This is a genomic window from Bacillus alkalicellulosilyticus, assembly GCF_002019795.1.
Lineage (GTDB): Bacteria > Bacillota > Bacilli > Bacillales > Bacillaceae_F > Bacillus_AO > Bacillus_AO alkalicellulosilyticum.
In genome coordinates this window covers 1,519,492-1,538,955 of record NZ_KV917381.1, presented here as the reverse complement: position 1 = coordinate 1,538,955, position 19,464 = coordinate 1,519,492, and the positions used below count along the sequence as shown (strand labels likewise).

16 protein-coding genes and 1 pseudogene are annotated in these 19,464 nt (G+C 35.4%); 1 reads left to right on the top strand and 16 read right to left on the bottom strand.

The annotated features are described in order from the left end of the window. Positions 1 to 621: 621 nt before the first annotated feature. The 3 genes from efp to BK585_RS07845 all read right to left on the bottom strand — a co-directional run bounded on the left by efp (position 622) and on the right by BK585_RS07845 (position 2,915). Positions 622 to 1,179 (bottom strand): elongation factor P, encoded by a 558-nt coding sequence (gene efp, locus BK585_RS07855; protein WP_078552914.1) that lies wholly within the window; start codon positions 1,177 to 1,179, stop codon positions 622 to 624. 63 nt (positions 1,180 to 1,242) lie between these two features. Then, positions 1,243 to 2,313 (bottom strand): M24 family metallopeptidase, encoded by a 1,071-nt coding sequence (locus tag BK585_RS07850; protein WP_078552913.1) that lies wholly within the window; start codon positions 2,311 to 2,313, stop codon positions 1,243 to 1,245. A 113-nt stretch (positions 2,314 to 2,426) separates the two neighbouring features. Continuing rightward, the gene (locus BK585_RS07845) at positions 2,427 to 2,915 is read right to left on the bottom strand and encodes a YqhR family membrane protein (RefSeq protein WP_078552912.1); all 489 of its coding nucleotides are present in this window, start codon (positions 2,913 to 2,915) and stop codon (positions 2,427 to 2,429) included. A gap of 192 nt (positions 2,916 to 3,107) precedes the next feature. Here BK585_RS07845 and BK585_RS07840 point away from each other — a divergent pair, with 192 nt between their 5' ends. Further along, positions 3,108 to 3,467 (top strand): SA1362 family protein, encoded by a 360-nt coding sequence (locus BK585_RS07840; RefSeq protein ID WP_078552911.1) that lies wholly within the window; start codon positions 3,108 to 3,110, stop codon positions 3,465 to 3,467. A 21-nt stretch (positions 3,468 to 3,488) separates the two neighbouring features. On the opposite strand, the gene BK585_RS07835 is transcribed toward BK585_RS07840, so the two are convergent. The 13 genes and pseudogenes from BK585_RS07835 to BK585_RS07765 all read right to left on the bottom strand — a co-directional run bounded on the left by BK585_RS07835 (position 3,489) and on the right by BK585_RS07765 (position 19,410). Beyond that, positions 3,489 to 4,376, bottom strand: a complete 888-nt coding sequence (locus BK585_RS07835; protein WP_078552910.1) for a patatin-like phospholipase family protein — start codon at positions 4,374 to 4,376, stop codon at positions 3,489 to 3,491. Positions 4,377 to 4,512: 136 nt separating this feature from the next. Continuing rightward, on the bottom strand, positions 4,513 to 4,938 hold the full coding sequence (mntR, locus tag BK585_RS07830; RefSeq protein WP_078552909.1) for a transcriptional regulator MntR: 426 nt from the start codon (positions 4,936 to 4,938) through the stop codon (positions 4,513 to 4,515). Positions 4,939 to 5,043: 105 nt separating this feature from the next. Continuing rightward, positions 5,044 to 6,072 carry a spore photoproduct lyase gene (gene splB / locus BK585_RS07825; RefSeq protein WP_139367644.1) on the bottom strand — a complete coding sequence of 343 codons (1,029 nt, stop codon included), beginning with the start codon at positions 6,070 to 6,072 and terminating at the stop codon, positions 5,044 to 5,046. A gap of 223 nt (positions 6,073 to 6,295) precedes the next feature. Continuing rightward, positions 6,296 to 7,000 (bottom strand): hypothetical protein, encoded by a 705-nt coding sequence (locus BK585_RS07820; RefSeq protein WP_078552907.1) that lies wholly within the window; start codon positions 6,998 to 7,000, stop codon positions 6,296 to 6,298. Between the two features lie 4 nt (positions 7,001 to 7,004). Further along, entirely contained in the window at positions 7,005 to 7,823 is an 819-nt protein-coding gene (locus BK585_RS07815; RefSeq protein ID WP_078552906.1) for an ATP-binding cassette domain-containing protein, read from the bottom strand. 178 nt (positions 7,824 to 8,001) lie between these two features. After that, positions 8,002 to 8,601 carry a class I SAM-dependent methyltransferase gene (locus BK585_RS07810; RefSeq protein WP_078552905.1) on the bottom strand — a complete coding sequence of 200 codons (600 nt, stop codon included), beginning with the start codon at positions 8,599 to 8,601 and terminating at the stop codon, positions 8,002 to 8,004. A gap of 1,260 nt (positions 8,602 to 9,861) precedes the next feature. Next, positions 9,862 to 10,221 carry an S-layer homology domain-containing protein gene (locus tag BK585_RS07800; RefSeq protein ID WP_078552904.1) on the bottom strand — a complete coding sequence of 120 codons (360 nt, stop codon included), beginning with the start codon at positions 10,219 to 10,221 and terminating at the stop codon, positions 9,862 to 9,864. Positions 10,222 to 11,147: 926 nt separating this feature from the next. Next, positions 11,148 to 11,467 (bottom strand): annotated as a pseudogene (locus BK585_RS24825) (PDDEXK family nuclease); the annotation flags it as partial. A gap of 154 nt (positions 11,468 to 11,621) precedes the next feature. After that, positions 11,622 to 14,183 carry a vitamin B12-dependent ribonucleotide reductase gene (locus BK585_RS07785; RefSeq protein WP_078552903.1) on the bottom strand — a complete coding sequence of 854 codons (2,562 nt, stop codon included), beginning with the start codon at positions 14,181 to 14,183 and terminating at the stop codon, positions 11,622 to 11,624. Between the two features lie 598 nt (positions 14,184 to 14,781). After that, positions 14,782 to 15,153, bottom strand: coding sequence for a DUF2512 family protein (locus BK585_RS07780; RefSeq protein WP_170885505.1), 372 nt, complete (start codon positions 15,151 to 15,153; stop codon positions 14,782 to 14,784). Positions 15,154 to 15,293: 140 nt separating this feature from the next. Further along, positions 15,294 to 16,025, bottom strand: a complete 732-nt coding sequence (locus BK585_RS07775; protein ID WP_078552901.1) for a ThuA domain-containing protein — start codon at positions 16,023 to 16,025, stop codon at positions 15,294 to 15,296. A 24-nt stretch (positions 16,026 to 16,049) separates the two neighbouring features. Beyond that, positions 16,050 to 17,630 (bottom strand): response regulator, encoded by a 1,581-nt coding sequence (locus BK585_RS07770; RefSeq protein ID WP_078552900.1) that lies wholly within the window; start codon positions 17,628 to 17,630, stop codon positions 16,050 to 16,052. Further along, positions 17,611 to 19,410, bottom strand: coding sequence for a sensor histidine kinase (locus BK585_RS07765; RefSeq protein WP_078552899.1), 1,800 nt, complete (start codon positions 19,408 to 19,410; stop codon positions 17,611 to 17,613). The genes BK585_RS07770 and BK585_RS07765 overlap by 20 nt, the downstream gene beginning before the upstream one ends. Between the last annotated feature and the right edge of the window lie 54 nt (positions 19,411 to 19,464).

Below are 19,464 nucleotides of genomic sequence, written 5' to 3'. Positions count from 1 at the left end.
TTTCTTCTTAGGCGGCTTTATTTTGGCCTTGCAACTCTTGTACCTTCTTTCATTCACTCAATGAACGACCTTTCTCCTTTCTCACGCTCCTCTTAAGTCGTTCATTCGATCCATGAACGACCTTTTCGCTTCCTCCTGCTCCTTTAAAGTCGTTCATTCGCTTTATGAACGACCTTTTCGCTTCCTCCTGCTCCTCTTAAGTCGTTCATTCGCTCCATGAACGACCTTTCTCCTTCCTCATGCTCCTTTAAAGTCGTTCATTCGATCCATGAACGACCTTTCTTCTTCCTCCCGCTCCTCTTAAGTCGTTCATTCGCTTTATGAACGACCTTTTCGCTTCCTCCTGCTCCTCTTAAGTCGTTCATTCACTCAATGAACGACCTTTCTCCTTCCTCATGCTCCTTTAAAGTCGTTCATTCGATCCATGAACGACCTTTCTTCTTCCTCCCGCTCCTATAACGTCATTCATTCACTCGATGAACGACCTTCCGTCTTTCTTCAGACTTTACTTTAGCTTTGCTTCTATATTCACTCTTTTTCGGACTATGCAGTGCCCTTTAGCTATCTTAATAGTAAAAAGCGTCCAATGGTCATTGACCATTGGACGCTTTTGATTATTTATTATGCACGAGAAACGTATGAGCCGTTTCTTGTATCAATGATAAGACGGTCGCCTTGATTTACGAAAAAAGGAACCTGAACATTTAAGCCAGTTTCTAAAACCGCTGACTTTGTTCCACCGCTAGATGTATCCCCTTTAATACCAGGTTCTGTTTCAGTTACTTCAAGCTCAACTGTATTCGGAACTTCTACTCCAAGAATTTCCGTACCATATTGCATAATTTGAACTTCCATGTTTTCTTTAAGGAACTTCAATTCGTATTCAATTTGGTCAGTCGATAATTCTATTTGTTCGTATGATTCATTATCCATGAATGTATGAACATCACCACTTGCATATAAATATTGCATACGACGATTTTCAATACGAGCTTTAGCTACTTTTTCACCAGCACGAAACGTCTTTTCTTGAACGGAACCATTACGTAGATTACGAAGCTTAGAACGAACAAAAGCAGCACCTTTACCTGGTTTTACGTGTTGGAATTCCATAACCTGCCAAATTCCACCATCCACTTCAATCGTTAATCCTGTTTTAAAATCATTTACCGAAATCATAGAAAATCCTCCATCTATCTTTATGTACTTATACCATCTTACACTATACCATACGATCGGTAATTAATCACCGACAAAAAGCAATTCTTTCGTAGACTTTGTAAAGGAACGGTGACCATCAGCAGTAATTAAAACATCATCCTCAATCCGTGTACCACCTACTCCAGTAATATAAATACCTGGCTCAACGGTAACAACCATTCCCGGCTCGAGCACCGTTTCTGACTTTATTGAAAGCGTTGGCGCCTCATGAACTTCTAGACCTAATCCGTGTCCAGTTGAATGACCAAAATACTGCCCGTATCCTTTTTCAGTAATATAATCTCGCGTTAACGCATCGGCTTGTTTTCCAGTCAAACCAGGCTTAATTCCATCTACGCCTCTTTGTTGCGCTTCTTTTACAGTGTGATAGATGGCCTTTAATTCATCACTTATTTCCCCTATAGCTACTGTTCTTGTGATATCTGAACAATACCCGTTATAATAGGCTCCAAAATCAAGAGTGACTAATTCCCCTTTTTGCAATACCTTATCTGATGCCACGCCATGAGGCAACGCAGAGCGGACACCTGAAGCAACGATGATATCAAAAGATGAAGACACTGCTCCTTGTTTTCTCATAAAAAATTCAAGCTCGTTGGAAACCTCAAGTTCCGTTTTACCAGGTTGAATGAAAGAAACAATATGGTCAAACGCAGCATCAGCAATTTCTGCAGCAACTGTGATGATGCTAATCTCTTCTTCATCCTTATGTAAACGGAGTTGTTCCACTACTCCTGAGACGGGAACGAGCTTAGCCGATATATTTTTCTTATAGATTTCATAGGTCTGGTAGGTTACGTGCTCTTGTTCAAATCCTAATGCAGTAATTCCCATTAACGAAGCTTGCTTTGCAACTTCTTGGTAAATCGGTCCTGTATGTTGAACGATTTCATATCCTACTGCTTGTTCAGAAGCTTGGTCCATATAACGAAAATCTGTAATGAATTTAGCTTCTTTATTTGAAATAAGAACAACACCTGCTGTGCCTGTAAAATGTGCGATATACCGTCGATTATAAGGACTTGCTATTAAGAGCCCATCAATCCCCTTTTCTGAAAACTGCATACGCAAGCGATCAATTCTATTGCTCATAAGATCCTCTCCCTTCAAACTACTCTGCAAGACTACTGTATGCGAATGTCAGAGCAAACAGTAGTCTCTATCTTATGGTTCATTTTACCATAGCAAAGGGATACTTCAACAAGTTACGTAGCGGACTTTTGGTTCATTTCAACAAACTCATAGGATATTGAGTAACCAATAAAGACCCCATATAATATATATAAACTTAAAGAGGTAATTATGGTATTAATATCCAACTGCGTAAGTGGTTTCAACCCATGAAATAACGGATTTAAAAAATAAAATACCAAAAACCAAAGTGCACCACCGAAGAACATACCTGCCCATATATTATCGAATTTTCGTAACACAATTTTATATAAAAATGCAGCTAGAATAGAAAGTAAACCTAATACAAAAATCCCAACGATTTGTCCAATATAACCATTCTTCCAATCGCCTAACGCCCAAGGCATTAGTACTAATGCCGGCCCTACCCTCATAAAATTAAAAAAGAAAGCAAGATAACCGATAAGGCTCCAAAAAACTCCCCCAACAAAACCGATTGTTGCCACCTTTGCATTAAATGACATTGGTTCTTCATTTCTGCTTTGTTCTAATTGTTCTGACATAGTTAGCACCTCCAAAACCTAGTATAACCATCAAAGGCTTGTGCATTCTTTTTGATATTTTTTTACTTATTTTCTTAAATAATGTGTAAACCAACATAAAAACGGGAAAACTATACAATGGAATATAAAGGATTTTAATGATCTATTGTAGAATAAATAAATGAATGAAAATAAGACATGGAGGTGAGGAGTGTGTCACGTCTACCAATAAATCCATTTGTAGCAATTATTATAGGCATGGCTTTGTTTGGCCTTTTCTACAGTTTGCTCTTTAATACAACGGCATTTTTGGCACAAATAGCAATTTTTGTTGGCCTAGCTTTTCTGTTATTTTTCCTATACAAGCGATTTATCGCTAAGCAAATGAATTTTAACTCTCACCGTCCAACAACAGCAAGAATGCAAAACATACCAAAAGCTACTCCACCAGCTCGTATAAAAGCAAGCGCTGGAAAGAAGAAGGTCCGGCCTTTGAATAAAAAGAAAAGCGAACATAACTTTACTGTAATTGAAGGTAAAAAAAACAAGAAAAAAAATCGAGCACTCTTTTAAAAGATGGCTCGATTTTTTCTATTAATACTTCCATTTTCTAAAAAACTTTTCTGTTTGTTTTCTTCCTAAATCAATGAGCTCACGTTTTTTCTCTTCTGGTATGTTAAAGTCCGTTGTCTTTACTTCATCAATAGGTATAAAGATAATATTATCCGCATGCTCTTTAATAATATAACGAATGTCATGAGCTTTCATCATCGTATCAAACAAAGATTGAAACATTTCAACAGCATTGCTAACTTTCTTTTTGGGGATATCCTCTAACTTTGGTGTTAAGCGAAAGCCAACGACTGGTCTTTTTGCTCGCAGGTTTCGGTCAAGGAATAACCATATCGGAAAGTTACTTAATACCGCTCCATCAACTATAATTGATGGTTTTCCTGAACGGTCATACATTTTAGCTGGCTCAAAAAAGTAAGGAATGCTACAGCTCATACGGATGGCCTTCGCAACTGAAAATTTTTCTGGAATTAATCCGTATTGTGGCAAGTCATCAGGGATAACCACAATTCTCCCACGCGTAATATCTGAAACGACAATTTTCAAACTGCCAGGAGGTAAATCTGCAAAGGTTGACACACCCTTGGCTGCGAGTTTTTCTTTCACCCATTTCTCTAACTCATTTCCTTTATATAAGCCTAATCGATAATATAAAAGAACCCAACGCATAAGTTTAAATGGCAATACGGTTTTGCGCGGGTCAAGGAAATAACTAACCTCTAATTCATTTAATAGTTCAATTAATTCTTCACTTGTATATCCTGCTTTTATGAGAGCAGCAAACAATGCTCCAGCACTTGTGCCGGCCAACCGGTCAAATTCGTGACTCTTTTCTTCAAAGACTTGTAATGCTCCAATGAAGGAGAAGCACTTTACTCCTCCACCCGCAAAAACTCCGTCCATTTTCATCGTCATCCCTCCTCTCCTTTTAAATGTATGAGGAAAAATACGTGAAAGTGCCTAATAAATCTGGAGTTGAGATATTCCTATAGAGGATTTAAAAAAAGACCCATCATGAGGAACATTCCTGTGATAGGCCTTCTCTTTATTGGTCTTCTTCGTTGCGTTTTTGGACGATTCGTAAGCTCTCTACTCTTTGTGGGTCTTCTTCAAAAAACTGGACAAGGTCTCCAATTCGGTCAATGGCGTCCCAGCTAAGGTGATGCTCAATTCCTTCAACATCTCCATAAATGTTTTCTGAAGCGACACCTATAATTTTCATAAAGTCTTCAAGTAAGTCATGGCGGTATACGAGGCGTTTTCCAATCTTTTTCCCTTTAGGAGTCAGTACAAGGCCTCTGTATTTTTCATAAATTAAATACTCACTTTTATCTAATTTTTGTACCATTTTAGTAACTGAAGAAGGATGGACTTCCAAAGCCTCTGCTATATCGGAAACTCGTGCATAACCTTTATCCTCAATTAATAAATAGATTCGTTCTAAATAATCTTCCATACTCGGTGTTGGCATGGTGTCTCCTCCATTCTTTCACCATGAATGCACAATTTAATACATTCAAATGCATCATATCTATTTTACTATATTGGAGAAGGATCAACAACGAAATAAAATAAATCATGTAAAATATTCTATTTTTGCTTGTGGAAAATACGTATGGATGTAAGATTCAATTATTTGTTTTAATTCATCTGCTTCATCCGTCTTGTACACATATTTCCCTCTTCCATATTTACCCCATTTATATTTTCTGTCATCCTCATTCATTTGCAATTTTGTTTTTGGGTATCGTTTTTCAATAATTCGTTTTGCTGTTTTTGTAAAACGGTGTTGGATAAGTTCAAAAGTTAAGTCATGGGTAGCCTCTTCAGGAAGGGTTTGCTTCAACTTTTCAAATAACTCTAAATACCCCTCTTCCCAACCCTCATGTCGGTATAATGGGGCCAATATAAAACCAAGAGGGTAATTTGCTTTTGCAACCTTCCCAGCTGCTTCTATCCTTTTCTCAAAAGGCGAAGTCCCAGGTTCAAAATTCTTAATTACATAATTTGAATTAAGACTAAAACGGAACCTTGTGCGTCCATTGTGCTTGGCATCTAACAAATGGTCTACATGATGATATTTCGTTACAAATCGTAACCTACCGAAATCTGTTTGACCGATAAACTCAATCGTTTTTTTTAGTGAATGTGTTAAATGGTCAATCCCAACAATGTCAGATGTACAAGCCGCCTCAAATCGAGTAATTTCTGGGATTCGCTCCTCCATGTATTTTGTCGCTTGTTCAAATATATCCTCAAGGTTAACGTACGTACGAATATAAGGTTTGTCCCCCATCGTGGTTTGCAAATAACAATAATGACAATGGCCCATACAGCCTGTCGCTAAAGGAATTGCATATTCGGCCGATGGCTTAGATTGCTCAAATTTAAGTGTTTTTCGAACACCTACAACTAAAGTTGATTTTGCGTTACGGTATTGCTGTTGTTCATTATCTCCTGGGATGTTACGAACTTGATTATGGGAAGTCGTTTGACGAATTTCAATGCCCATCTTTTCAAACTTCTCTTTTAGCTCTCGACCTAATGGATACTCTAATGCTTGTGGTTCTATATAAACGAGCTGCGGCATAAATGGCTCCATGATTGTTTCACCCTTTCTTTTTTGTAGTTTTTGTTTTTCGAGGGAAGTCAAATCATAATGTTCTTGGAAATAAATCAAAAAAAAGCTACACGTAACACATATGTGTTACGTGTAGTAATAGAAAAAACATATTAGCTAAAACTATCCTTAAAGAACTTAAGTGCAATAGTTATATCGTCTTAGAACAATTGCGACTTTGAGTAATGTTTAAAACTTAACATGGATGCTAACCTTCTTTTTTTAAAAAGAGTGGAACTAATATGACAGCACCAATTATTAGATAAGCAACTACAAAAACGCTATCGAATAATAATGTCATATTTAATAGAACTTGATCTTCTTCATTCATATAATCAATCACCTTAAACACTGGGGGAAATACCCATAAAATCAAACTAAAGAGTGTCATCATTTCAATTATTGATTTTGAAGCAAGTGAAATTACAATTATCAATACAGATGAAACCCAAGTGTATTTTTTTGTTGCAAGTGTAGTAGCTGAAAATAGCGTTCCAACTAATATCCCGAATGCCATAAAGACCAAGTGACTGTAAAAAGTAATAATATATAGTTTTAATGACATACTCCCATTGAAGCTACCTGTAAAAATAGGGTAAAAAACAGCAAATAATAGTAACGGTATCATGATAATTAGGATAGTAATCCATTTACCAATTAAGTAATTCAACTTTTTTCTAAGATGGGAGAATAAGATATGCTTTTCACTTTCCTCGTCTAGTGTAAAAATGGACATTGTAACCCATGTCATAACTAGGTACATAACAATAGAAGTAATTGCGTAACTGCTGAGGATTGGAACATTTTTATAAGCATATAAAATAAACACCCATGCACAAAAAATAATAACAGGTGGAATAAATTTTAATGATCGAATAAAGCTTATTAATTGATAAAGAATGAAAGCCGGCAACTTATTACCTCTTCTCTATTAATTCAATTATTGAACAACCTCGTTCAAGTAACATCGACAAAATCTTATCAGACTCCTTAGCAAATACACATATTTCAACCGTATCTCCCCCTAACCATTCACTACTAATGGAAGGAATATCAGAAATTATATTTCTATTGGTGATTTTGACAATTATATTTCTTACTTTCTCGTTATTTTTTACTGTTGTCGAATCAGAGACGATTCTCCCATTCTCTACCGTTAAAATCCTATCAGCTAACTTTTCAATTAGTATGGGCTCATGTGTAGTAAAAATCACCGTCTTATCGCTTTGAAGGTTATTTAACTGAGTCAAAAGTACAAATTTTGCGTTATCATCTAACCCAGTTAACGGCTCATCCAATAGTAATAAATCAGGGTTATTTAATAGAGCCTGTATTATTCCGACTTTTTGCTTTGTTCCTTTCGAACAATTTTTTAAGGGGGTATTCAAGAATTCTTGAATTGCAAACAGTTCTGCATAACTCTCAATTCTTTTTAGTATTTCTTCTTCCAAACCAGAAGACATTTTCCCCACCAACATTAAATAATCATGTATTTTGAATCGAATATTTTCTGGAAAATGTTCTGGGACATATCCAATGTTAATCTGAGGTCGCTTCACTTGCCCTTCAGTTTCTGTAAAAATACCCCCTAGAAGTTTCAACAGGCTGCTTTTTCCCGAACCATTTTTCCCTGTAATAGCAACCTTTTCCCCTTGTGATATGCTTATGGAGACTTCATTAATAAGCATATGTCCATCTATCTTCTTGCAAACTTTATTTGCCTCAAATATTTTCATGAAAAACCTCTTTCATTTTTCATAGTTTTGTTCCAAACTAATTCAATACCTTTGAATGCATGCAGACCGTTTCCTATAGACAATCACTCGCCGTTCTATGTTTCAGAAAAGACAGTAAATAATCTAATACAATGAGGATAAATCACAAGTTAATTAGTAAATTACGAATTAGAAAAACTTATGGTTTAGCCCATATCAGATATAAATAACCTGCAAAATAACGCTCCTCCCTAATGAGCATTAAATTAGATTTTTTTACAATATCTGAAATATCTCTGTTCTGGTGACACCCTATAACCTTTAGTGCCAAAGGGTTCAAAGATTTTTGTAACCATGCCAACGGTTTATTTGTACTAATGCCGTGCTCCAGCATTAGAATTCTCCCTTCTGGCTTACACCACTTCTGAAAGCTATTCAGAACACTTACAGGTTCTTGATAGGCACATAAGCTGCCCGAAGATATGATAGTGTCAAAGCTGTTTTCGTTAAATTCAATCGTTTCCACATCATCTTGAATAAGCGTTGTTTTAAAAGGATAATCTTTAGCCGCATTCTGTGCTGATTTCAACATTGCTTCACTAAAATCCAATCCTGTCAACTCAATATCACTACTATAGAAGGGAAAATTGAGTCCTGAACCAATGCCAACCTCCAACACCTTTCCTTTGGCTTCTTTAAAAATTCGTTGCCGAAACTTATAAGCCTGATCATTTTTTCTTCGTTTATTGTATTTTTTTGCTTGCTTATCAAACTTTTTAATTAATGATTGACGGTCCATTTCATCCCTCGTTCTCCTTGTCCCATTCAGAACATTATTAAATAGCAAAAATCAGACCCTTCAGGTTCAGGTGTTATCTCCCTTTTTATTCAATTGCAATCTTCATTATGATCTCGCCTCCCTATTTCAGAAAGACAAAAAATAACCCCTTTAGTAAATAATACCAAATAGGTTAATTTATTATCAAACTTTATTTAGTTGTAGCTTTGAAATAAAGTTTGGTTAAAATATGGCTACAAATGTTGATTCTTATTATAGAAAAAGGCCACGCATCTTAAAAAAAGATTGATCAAAATGGAGTCTTTTGTTAGAAATCTGCAGTTAGTTTTTATAAAAAGATTGATCAAAACTCATGAACATATCTATTTTAGCTGATGAGGTATTATGAAGCCTATTTTTCTGGAAATTAGATTGTATCTCAATAGGCTCTAATCCATTGATATAATCCCCATAACCATTGCTATGAGTGGATTTATACTCTTAACGTTGTAATTTGTCAATCCTGACGCTACCCCTAATAAGACAATTAAATTTATAGTATAATGATACGGCGCTCCCTAAGTGTTTTTTTTATTTTCTCAACTAAAATAAAAATCCCCTATAGTTTCCACTTAACCAAAAATAGTTTTTAATAGTAAAAGAGAGCATTTATATGTGTATTACTACACCCCTTGCAAAACTACTTGTATAGGAGTGGAAGTATGTTCGGATTAGCCTAAAAATGCAGTAAGTTTGGAAAATGGATGGATAAGATGGGTTTGACTGATTCATAATGAAATTGCGAAGAAAGCTAATGTAGGAAGCAAACTGTATCAAATATGTGTAGTGATCCAGAGTATAATCCGAGGATTGAAACATGGACTAAAATTTATGAAGTGGATAGAAGAGATTTCTTTGATATGTGAATAAATAAATCCTTCAAATCCACACTAATAAAACATCATGAATTACCCCATTTAAAAGCCCCTCCAATTACGGAAGGGCTTTTTCTAATTTCTTGAATTAAGTATACTTTGAAAAATACCTACTGACTCTTTTTTACAAAATATTTATTGGCAACTAATGCAACTTGTTCTCTTTCAGCAACCAGTTGAGGATTAAAACTGTTAGACGACTCACCGATCATTCATCCTAGGTCAACAGCATCAGCCGCTGAGTCTTTAGTCCACTCTAAAATTTCATCATTATCAGCAAATGTACCTTGTCTCCATAACCATTTATTTCAGTTCCTAATGCTTGTACAAAAATAGTTGCCATGTCTTAACGAGTTAGATTTGCGTTAATTTCAAAATTACATACCCCAGTTCCACTTATCAATCCAGCTTTAACAGCAGCCTCTAAAAATGCCGAAGAATCTAAAAACGTAGCAGTAACAGACGAACTTGAATTTTCTAATTCAAGTGATTTTGCTAGGATAATAGCACTGTCTTGTATCGTTATGTTACGTGATAGATTAAAATATCCATTTGCATCCCCTGTAATAATGCCCTCTTCAACTACTTTCAATATTGAATCTTTAGCATTAAATCCTTCAATATCTGTAGATGCGGAAACAGAGTTAAAAGAAAACAGCAAGATAAATCCAGTTAAAAACAATGACTTCGTGAAATAGCTTTTCATACAATCCACCCCCTACTTTTTTACTATTTCTATAATAGGAAAATTGTATCACTACATTTTTCTTTTGTATACATCTTTTTGCATATAGCACAACTACAATTTGTGTCGTAATGTTGCTTTGGAATAAAGTTTAATCAAAAATACCTCACAAACCATCATTTAATGATAAATAAAAAGAATCCATTTTGAAAAAAGATCGATCAAAATGGAAATTATAAAAAAGAATAATTAACCTCAAAATACTTTATCGTACAATACTAACTTATTTAATGCAATGAAAAAACTAGATAATACCTTTTTTGAACAGACTATAGTTTTTGTTATTTTCAATAAAGGAATAGTAAATTAAACTAATTTATCATATAAGATTTCAGCCCTATGCTGAACCCCTTTAGAACTATGTTTAACTTTCACCAATGTAATTCCTTGACCTTCAATGCTTTTCAATGACTTACTTGTCCATGTTCCACTATCATTCACAAGATTTATAAGCAGTCGATCATAAATAGTTTACCATTCATGAGTTACTAGCGATGATAGTATCAACATCGACAAAGATCAATTTTCTCGTTCACTTTCTATAATGTTGTAAAGTTTTCCATTTCCCAGATATATTTGAGCAATTACATAAGGTCGCTTAGTAATATTATCACTCAATTTTGTAAATCTACGTTCACCTTGCCCATCTGGCAGCACATCCATAATTACATGTATTGTTCCTATTAATAAAATCTTGAAGCTCATGTAACATTTGATGCTCTAATCCTCGCACGAGTTGTTGACCACCACTATCTGCGGTTGATCGAATAGAATCCGTATTAAAGTAGAATTTCTTTGTGTTTTCATCTTCCTTCGTTCGTTGCTTGAAAATGCTACCTTTAATACGCTCTAATTTGGAAATTAATGTATATTCATGTTTTGACTGTTAAAAAATCTTTTGTCATTACAATCGGTTCTCCCGTTTTAGGATCAGTAGGATGTTTAAGACCTAACTCATCTGCAATGACAATTGTTTCTTCCAATGGTAGTAGAGGAAATTGTCACGAATACCAATATAGAAATCTGAAAATTCAGTTATATAAAAGTAGTTTCGCTCTAAATCTGATAAAAACTCATGCTGCCTATTTGTCTTTATTCCTTTCAATCGAGTAGATCTACCTAACGAAGATACATTTTGAACTTTTAACCATGGGTTATACTCTGAACCAATACCTGAGCCACGACCATCTTGTATCCATTTCTCAATTTTAGATGTTCAATTTCTTTTAGACATAAAAACACCCCTTTAGACAATTATATCCAAAGGGGTACAACGGTACAATTTTATTATAAACGGTATAACTTTCTTTAAAACGATACATCTTTCTTTTATTTCTACATTAGTTTTTTGTTTTATTTAATTACAATCCACACTTCAATTGAGCTCCACAACTCGTACAAGTATTACATCCACCAAGGTCTTCCACTGTACCTTCACGACACACTGGACAAGTATTTCCTACTTCAGAACCGATGGTAACATTTGTAGAACGTAAATCAGCAATCGTTTCTAAAAGAACAACAGGTTGTTTTTTAGTTGTTTGTGCTTCTTCTTGGAAATCATCAAACTGATTATCTTCAGCTTTTAATGATAGAACTTGAGCGTCACGGCTACCATCAACGTAAACCGTACCACCTTTTGCTCCACCACGGTATAGGCGCTCATATACTTTTTGAACTTGCTCTACCGTATATCCTCTAGGCGCATTTACTGTTTTCGATAATGAACTATCTACCCAACCTTGGATAATACATTGAACATCCGCATGTGCTTCTGGTGCTAATTCCATTGTGGATACAAACCACTCTGGCAATTCATTCGGGTTTGCTTCAGGATTCGCTTCAAGGTATTCTTGAACGATTTCGGCCTTTACTTCAATAAACTTTCCAAGTCTTCCACTTCGGTAGTAAGAGAATGAGAAGTATGGCTCAAGTCCTGTAGATACCCCTACCATCGTCCCTGTACTTCCTGTTGGAGCAACCGTTAGAAGGTGAGAGTTACGAATTCCGTGCTCTAAAATTCCTTCACGAATATCTTCAGGCATTTTTTTCATGTATCCAGTATTAATAAACGCTTCACGAAGGGCTTTCGTTTCCTCATCTGTATTTCCAATAAGGAACGGGAAGCTTCCTTTTTCTTGCGCAAGTTCAATACTTGTACGGTAAGCTGTAGTTGCAATCGTTTCAAAGATTTGGTCAACTAATTCGTTTCCTTTTTCTGAACCATATACAGTTTCACAGTAAATGAGTAAGTCATGTAATCCCATAACACCCAAACCTACACGACGCTCTCCTTTTGCTTGCTTTGTGTTATCTTCTAAGAAGTAAGGAGTTGCATCAATGACATTGTCTTGCATTCTTACGCCTGTTCGAACCGTTTGCTTAAGTTTTTCAAAATCAATAACTTTAGCTTCTTTATCTGCCATTTCTCCAAGATTAATCGCAGCTAAGTTACAAACAGAATAAGGAGCTAGTGGTTGCTCTCCACATGGGTTCGTAGCAACTACTTTTTGTCCGTACGCTTTTGCGTTCGTCATATCGTTGGCATTATCAATAAAGAAGATTCCTGGCTCTGCACTATACGTCGCACAAACGTTAATTAAGTTCCAAAGCTCACTTGCTTTAATGTGGCGATACGTACGAACTTTATGGCCTCGTTTTTCCCACTCGCGTACATCACCACACTCATGCCATTCATTATTGTAGATGTCCATTTCTTCTTTGCTGTAGTTTTCAACATCTGGGAAACGAAGAGCATACTCTTCATCTTTTTCGACTGCTTCCATGAATTCTTTTGTAATACAAACAGAAATATTAGCTCCAGTTAAGAATTCTGAATTGTTTACACTATAGTTTCCACCAAGGGCAAGCTTTTCTTCGGCTTCTTTCAGAATTTTTTCTTCAAAGCCACCGTTACCAGGAACCGTTTTAAAATTTACAATTCCTTGGTACATCGCCCGCTCAACTTCAGTTAAAGGAGTAAACTTCAATTTTTCTTTAACTAACTTCTTAATTTGGTCATCGTTCGAATTCTCTAATAAGAATCGTAAAATTCGAGGATTTTGCATTTTCGATATAATGAACTCAAGGATGTCAGGATGCGAGTCGATTAACATAATCATCTGTGCTCCGCGACGGCTTCCACCTTGTTCAACAAGATGCGTTAGCTTGGCAATATCATCAAGCCATGATACGGATCCTGATGATTTTCCATTAACTCCACGAGCTAGTGTATTTCTTGGACGAAGCGTGGAACCATTTGTACCCACTCCACCACCACGACTCATAATTTCCATTACTTGTGTACGGTGCTCTGAAATTCCATTACGAGAGTCTTTCACAAATGGCATAACATAACAGTTAAAGTAGGTTACATCTGTACCTGCTCCTGCTCCATAAAGAACTCTTCCCGCTGGGATAAAATTCATGTTTACTAGTTCATGATAAAATTTTTCAAATGATTGCTGGCGTTTTTCTTCGTCAACCTCAACAGAAGCTAAACCAGTAGCTACACGCTTAGCAATTTGTTCATAATAAATTTCTAAAGGTTTTTCAATGGAATCAAGCGAACGAATGACAACACCTGTTTTAACCTCTTCAGGGTCATCTAATACGCCTTGGAATTCTTCATCGACTAAGATTTTTGCCTTATTTTCGCTTTTAAGCATCTCTAGTACATATCCGTAACCACGTGCTGGGAATTTAGGGTCATCCTTCACTGTAAGAACAACAAAGTCTCCCTCTTTTAATGTTTTCTTCTCAGTATCTTTGAATGTATAACGGTCAAGCATAACAAGGCGAGAAACACCTTTTTTTGTAATATTCATGCTTTCAGTCACCGGATGTACCTGAGTAAATTGTGCAATATCTTCGTTCAACCGCTCAATGTTAATGTTCATGATTTTAGACATCATCATTGTCATTGAGAATTCCTCCTTTTATATGGACAGATTAAAACCTTTGTAAGGTCATGCTGTATGTAATTTTGTTTGCATTATTCGACACAATCTTTTCCAAACATTTCATCTGTTTACAAAACAATGTATCTAGTAATTCACTTGCCCTAGCGTAACATAATTACAATAACAAATCAATATCTTGTGTCCAAATATATTGAGGATATACTACATCTTGTGAAACTAGTAAGAGTCTATCCAATTTTGTCAAACTATAAAATATACATAAAAAGCGAGGAATTAAGAGATACAACAACAAAAACCTCTAAATACCGCTGAATTTGGACATTTTTCTACATTGCACTTTTTTGTATTTTAAAAAACCTATAGCATCAAGGGTTTTAAAGATGCACTAATTGTCAGAAAAAATAGTTTATTATAAATGCAACATTTGTAACGTAGATGTAACATTCGGTAGTTGTTATTTTACCATCGATAAGCTTTAGATTTCTTTTATGTTGTTAGTATTTCTCACTTTAAATAAAAAGTGCGGAAGGTTATCAACTTCAATTATTTTCCAAAAACGAAATGACACTACTGATTATCCAGTAGTGCCACCGTGTGTTTATAGTTGGGGCGAAGGTTCCTTGTCTCGCTCAAACATCATATTCGCCACAAATTTATGGAGGAACCATTCTCCAACACATATAGCAAGTGCTGCAAAGAATGCCATTGTAACCGTAACCGGTAAGAAATAAAGAAAAGGACCAATTAACCAAATGATAAAGGTGTTTAGTCCCAAATCAGCTAAAGTTGCTATCGTATTATTGGATATCCGTAAAACGCCTAAATCTCCGACAATATAGCTAAAAACCGAAATGAGTATCGCTAATCCAAATGAAGATCCAAATGGGTAGTGATAAAAACCAGTCATGACAATTAATAAGGCAAGAGTTACTAACACAAGTTTGATAACTAATGCAGTTATATGTTTCAATGGGTGACCTCCTTTTTTATTCTCCTTTTTATTGTTAGGAAAAAGCATCTATTTAATCCAAATAAATAATTACCACAAAAAGGAATATCAAAAAAAAGCTGACTATGGTAATCTCCATAATCAACTTTCATTACTCTTTATTATGCTTGTTGTTTTGGCTTGATGGTTTCTAAAGGTTGCGCGTTGCCGTATACAGGCTTTGGTCGTGAAGTTGGTGTAGCCCATTTTACTGCATTTTTTATTACTTGCTGTATATCTTTATGATAATAGGTTGGGTATGTTTCATGTCCAGGTCTAAAATAAAAGATTTTTCCTTGACCACGCTGATACGTGCAACCACTTCTAAACACCTCTCCTCCTTCAAACCAGCTTAAGAAAATTAATTCGTCAGGCGCAGGGATATCAAAATGCTCCCCGTACATTTCTTCTTTTTCAATTTCAATATACTCGCCGATTCCATCCGTAATCGGATGGCTTGGCGACACAACCCATAATCGTTCTTTTTCATCAGCTTCACGCCATTTTAGGTCACACGTTGTTCCCATTAACGTCTTGAATATCTTTGAAAAATGACCTGAATGCAAAACAATAAGACCCATACCATTCAATACTCGTTGCTTGACTTTCTCAATCATCTCATCAGAAACTTCATCGTGCGCTAGATGGCCCCACCAAATTAGAACATCCGTGTTTTCCAATACTTCTTCCTTTAGTCCATGCTCGACTTCATCTAATGTTGCTGTTGTTACGTTATGATTTTCTTCCTGTAAAAAAGTTGCAATCGCTCCATGAATTCCATCAGGGTATATTTCTCGAACCACTGGATTTTTTTGTTCATGACGATTTTCATTCCATACGGTTACATTACTCATGACAAGCCCTCCATTGTTAATCTATTATTTAGTAAATTTTCCTCGATATTCATTTGGGGTCATTCCAACGTTTTTCTTAAACACTTTGATAAAATACTTATCGTTTTGATATCCGACCGTATCCGCAATTTCATATATTTTCAGGAAAGGATTTTCTAATAATTCTTTCGCTTTATCAATTCTAATTTTTGTGACATAATCTGTTATTGTAGCTTCATACTCTTGTTTAAATTTCCTTGAAATGTATTCTCGACTTAAGAAAAAGCGGTCTGCGATCTCTTTTAGTTTGATATCCTTTTGATAATTCGAGCGGATATATTCCTCAATCATTTGTACACTATTTTTTTCCTTCTTATATTGTCCATGGTATACGATTTTAAGTAAGTCATGAAACTCTTTTCTTTTTTCTGCTTTAAATTTCACCATGGAAAAGACGCCATCCCCTGTCCAGTAGCTTATTCCTTTATATAGCTCCTTCTTGTTTTCAATTTCATATTCCTTTAACCAATGTTCTTTTAAAATAGCGAATTGATTCTCCCATACATCTACCTGTTCTAGTGAAATGTATTGGTTTTTCTCCATTTTATTGTATATTCTCTCTAAAATATCGTCGATTTGTTCAGTACTTCCACTTTGAATCGCCCATTTTATCTCCTCTGTATAGTCAAACAGATGGATCACTTCGGTATGATTTACATTGTCACTTGTTAGGACAGTTGTATTCCAAGTACATTCTAATAAATTTTGCTTTTTGACAATATGATGTGCCGACAAGTACGCTTCTGAAATATGTAAGGACCCTTGACCAATGACAAGTAAGCAGTGAACACGAGTTACTTGATAAATGGCAGTTGCAATTTGTTCTGCTATTGCTTGAATGCCTTGTTCCTTCCAAAACAAAATCACAATTTCTTCTTCTTTATTTAAATTCTTAAAAGCAATTCCGTTCTTTTGGTCTCGAAGAATTTCATTACTAATGTTTAAGACAGAAAAGAAAGCAAGGTCTATGTCTCCTTGGTATTTCATTTGAATCATCATATTCATTGGAAGAATTGCCATCGTATATGGCTGGTACGACACATCAAGCCCAAATTCTTTTTTTATTTGCTCAATGGCACGGTTTGATAATTTCGCTTTGTCCATCTCATTTGTTAAAAGATAATCTAAATAAAGTGGCTTTACTTCATTAATGACTCTACGGTTTTCCATATTAGTCAACTGATGATTCCTTTGTTCATTCCATTCTTTCACAGCTCGTTGCAATGTATCATGTAACACGTGAGGTTGGATCGGTTTTAATATATAATCAAAACTACCAAATGCAATCGCATTTCTCATATACTGAAAATCATCATATCCACTAACAACTATCGTTTTACAATTTAAATTGGATGAGTGGATCCATTTTAAGACACTAATCCCATCACGTTTTGGCATTCGCATATCTGTAAAAATGATTTCTGGTTGATGTTCTGTAATTAAAGAGACGGCTTCCTCTCCATCAGAGGCTTCGATAATAGTATCAATGCCATAGGAGTCCCATTCTGCTAATAGCATCAATCCTTCCCGAACATGCTTTTCATCGTCAATAATGATCGCCTTCATGAAAGACCTCCTCTAAATGTATTGGCAGCTTCATCATCACTTCAAATCCTCCGCCCTCTAAATTGTTCAATCGAAGTGTTGCTTGATTAGAGTAGTATAGTTTTAATCGAACAAACACATTTTTAAGTCCGATGTTTGTATCCTCTCTCCCACGGTTATGTTTTGCATAAAAATGGCGCTGGATCTCTTTAAGACGCTCTTCAGAAACACCTAATCCATTATCACGGATAGTCATTATGACAAACGGCTCACTAATGGTACATTCAATGACAAGGTTCCCAACTCCCTCTCTTGAATCAAAACCGTGCTTAAAATAATTCTCGATAATTGGTTGCATAATCATCTTAGGAACTTTAATTTGAAGCGCCTGTGGATCTACTTTTATCGTGAACTCAAAATCATCCCCAAAACGCTGTTTTTGAAGTAATAAATAGGCCTTGGAATAATTCAATTCTTTCTCTAATTGAACAATACCTTCATCCATATTCATTCCATATCTCATGATTTCAGATAAATCCGTAAGTGATGTATAGATTTCAGGGACTTTATTTTTTAAAGCAACTGTTCCAATCGATTGAAGAGCATTATATAAAAAATGGGGGTTGATTTGGGATTGCAACACTTTTAATTGATTGTTTTTATTTTCAATTTCAAGTTTATATTCGCGATTAATGAGATTGTTAATTTTTTCAATCATCATCTTAAAACGCTCTCCTAACAACCCAATCTCATCATTTCCTAACGATTTAAATTGAGCTTTCATGTTTCCCTTTTCAACTTGTCGAATATTTTGGACAAGAATTTTAATAGGTTTCGTGATTTGAAAGGAAACGAGAAAGGTCGCTAAAATGACAAGAACTAGACCGATGACACCAAATAGAATATTAATCATCGCCACACTATATGCACTCTCATTTAACGTCGTATAAGGTAACCGTTTCACTAAAATCCACTCACCTGTAGCTTCAGAAGTCGTCTCATATACCATGACACCGTGAAATGTATCTTCTTTTTTCTCAATGAACCCTCTATCTTGTTTTGCACTCAACAAGTCTTGAACCCATGAGGATTGCTCATCTTCACTATAACGGCCGTTTTGGGAACTAAAAATAAAACTTCCATCTTGGCTAATAATGTAAAACTCCTCTACATCCGCATCATAAAGCTGCCTACTCAAGTCTGTAATTTTTGTAGGATTGACTTCTAACGAGATAAATGCCAGCACTTCATCTGAAGGCACATTTGTAAATGCTCGGTGTAATGTAAAAGGATTGGTACGTCTTAGTTCCGGATGTGGATTGTAAATGGGTTGAATATATTGATTATACGGACTCTCTTCTGCTCTTAGGTAAAAATCCTGATTTCGATTATCAACATTTTCAATATAGATAACTGTTGACCTTCTAGAAACTGAGACAAAGTGGTTACTATTTAAAATAGACATATACACACGATTAATGCTGTCATCAGAATATAATAATGTTTGGAGTACAGTATTTACTATATTTCTTGCTCCGTGATCTGTTGGGAATCGGGATGATTTTAAATAATTCATAAAGTCCGGGTTTTGATAAATGACTAAAGCTTGGTTATTTAACTCTCTTATGTATGTTTCAATATTAACTTTTCCTTGATAAAGGAGATTTAGGTTCTCATCAATTGCTTGTTCTTTGAGAGACTGGGTTGTATAAAAATAGGTTACGATAATAGATGTACCAAATGGGATAATTGTAATTAAGAGTAACAAGGTAATCAGCTTACTACGAATGCTGGCAAACACTGATTAATCCCCCTTCCTGTTACTCTAGTATAAGATAGAAAGCACATCTACGTA

What these genes read in the sequence shown, in the direction of transcription:
- BK585_RS07850 (WP_078552913.1), bottom strand. Translation starts at nt 2,313, where the DNA reads ATGAGCAATAGAATTGATCGCTTGCGTATGCAGTTTTCAGAAAAGGGG.
- BK585_RS07770 (WP_078552900.1), bottom strand. Translation starts at nt 17,630, where the DNA reads ATGAAGGCGATCATTATTGACGATGAAAAGCATGTTCGGGAAGGATTG.
- BK585_RS07785 (WP_078552903.1), bottom strand. Translation starts at nt 14,183, where the DNA reads ATGACAATGATGATGTCTAAAATCATGAACATTAACATTGAGCGGTTG.
- BK585_RS07845 (WP_078552912.1), bottom strand. Translation starts at nt 2,915, where the DNA reads ATGTCAGAACAATTAGAACAAAGCAGAAATGAAGAACCAATGTCATTT.
- BK585_RS07800 (WP_078552904.1), bottom strand. Translation starts at nt 10,221, where the DNA reads ATGAAAAGCTATTTCACGAAGTCATTGTTTTTAACTGGATTTATCTTG.
- BK585_RS07815 (WP_078552906.1), bottom strand. Translation starts at nt 7,823, where the DNA reads ATGAAAATATTTGAGGCAAATAAAGTTTGCAAGAAGATAGATGGACAT.
- mntR (WP_078552909.1), bottom strand. Translation starts at nt 4,938, where the DNA reads ATGCCAACACCGAGTATGGAAGATTATTTAGAACGAATCTATTTATTA.
- BK585_RS07775 (WP_078552901.1), bottom strand. Translation starts at nt 16,025, where the DNA reads ATGAGTAATGTAACCGTATGGAATGAAAATCGTCATGAACAAAAAAAT.
- BK585_RS07835 (WP_078552910.1), bottom strand. Translation starts at nt 4,376, where the DNA reads ATGAAAATGGACGGAGTTTTTGCGGGTGGAGGAGTAAAGTGCTTCTCC.
- BK585_RS07810 (WP_078552905.1), bottom strand. Translation starts at nt 8,601, where the DNA reads ATGGACCGTCAATCATTAATTAAAAAGTTTGATAAGCAAGCAAAAAAA.
- efp (WP_078552914.1), bottom strand. Translation starts at nt 1,179, where the DNA reads ATGATTTCGGTAAATGATTTTAAAACAGGATTAACGATTGAAGTGGAT.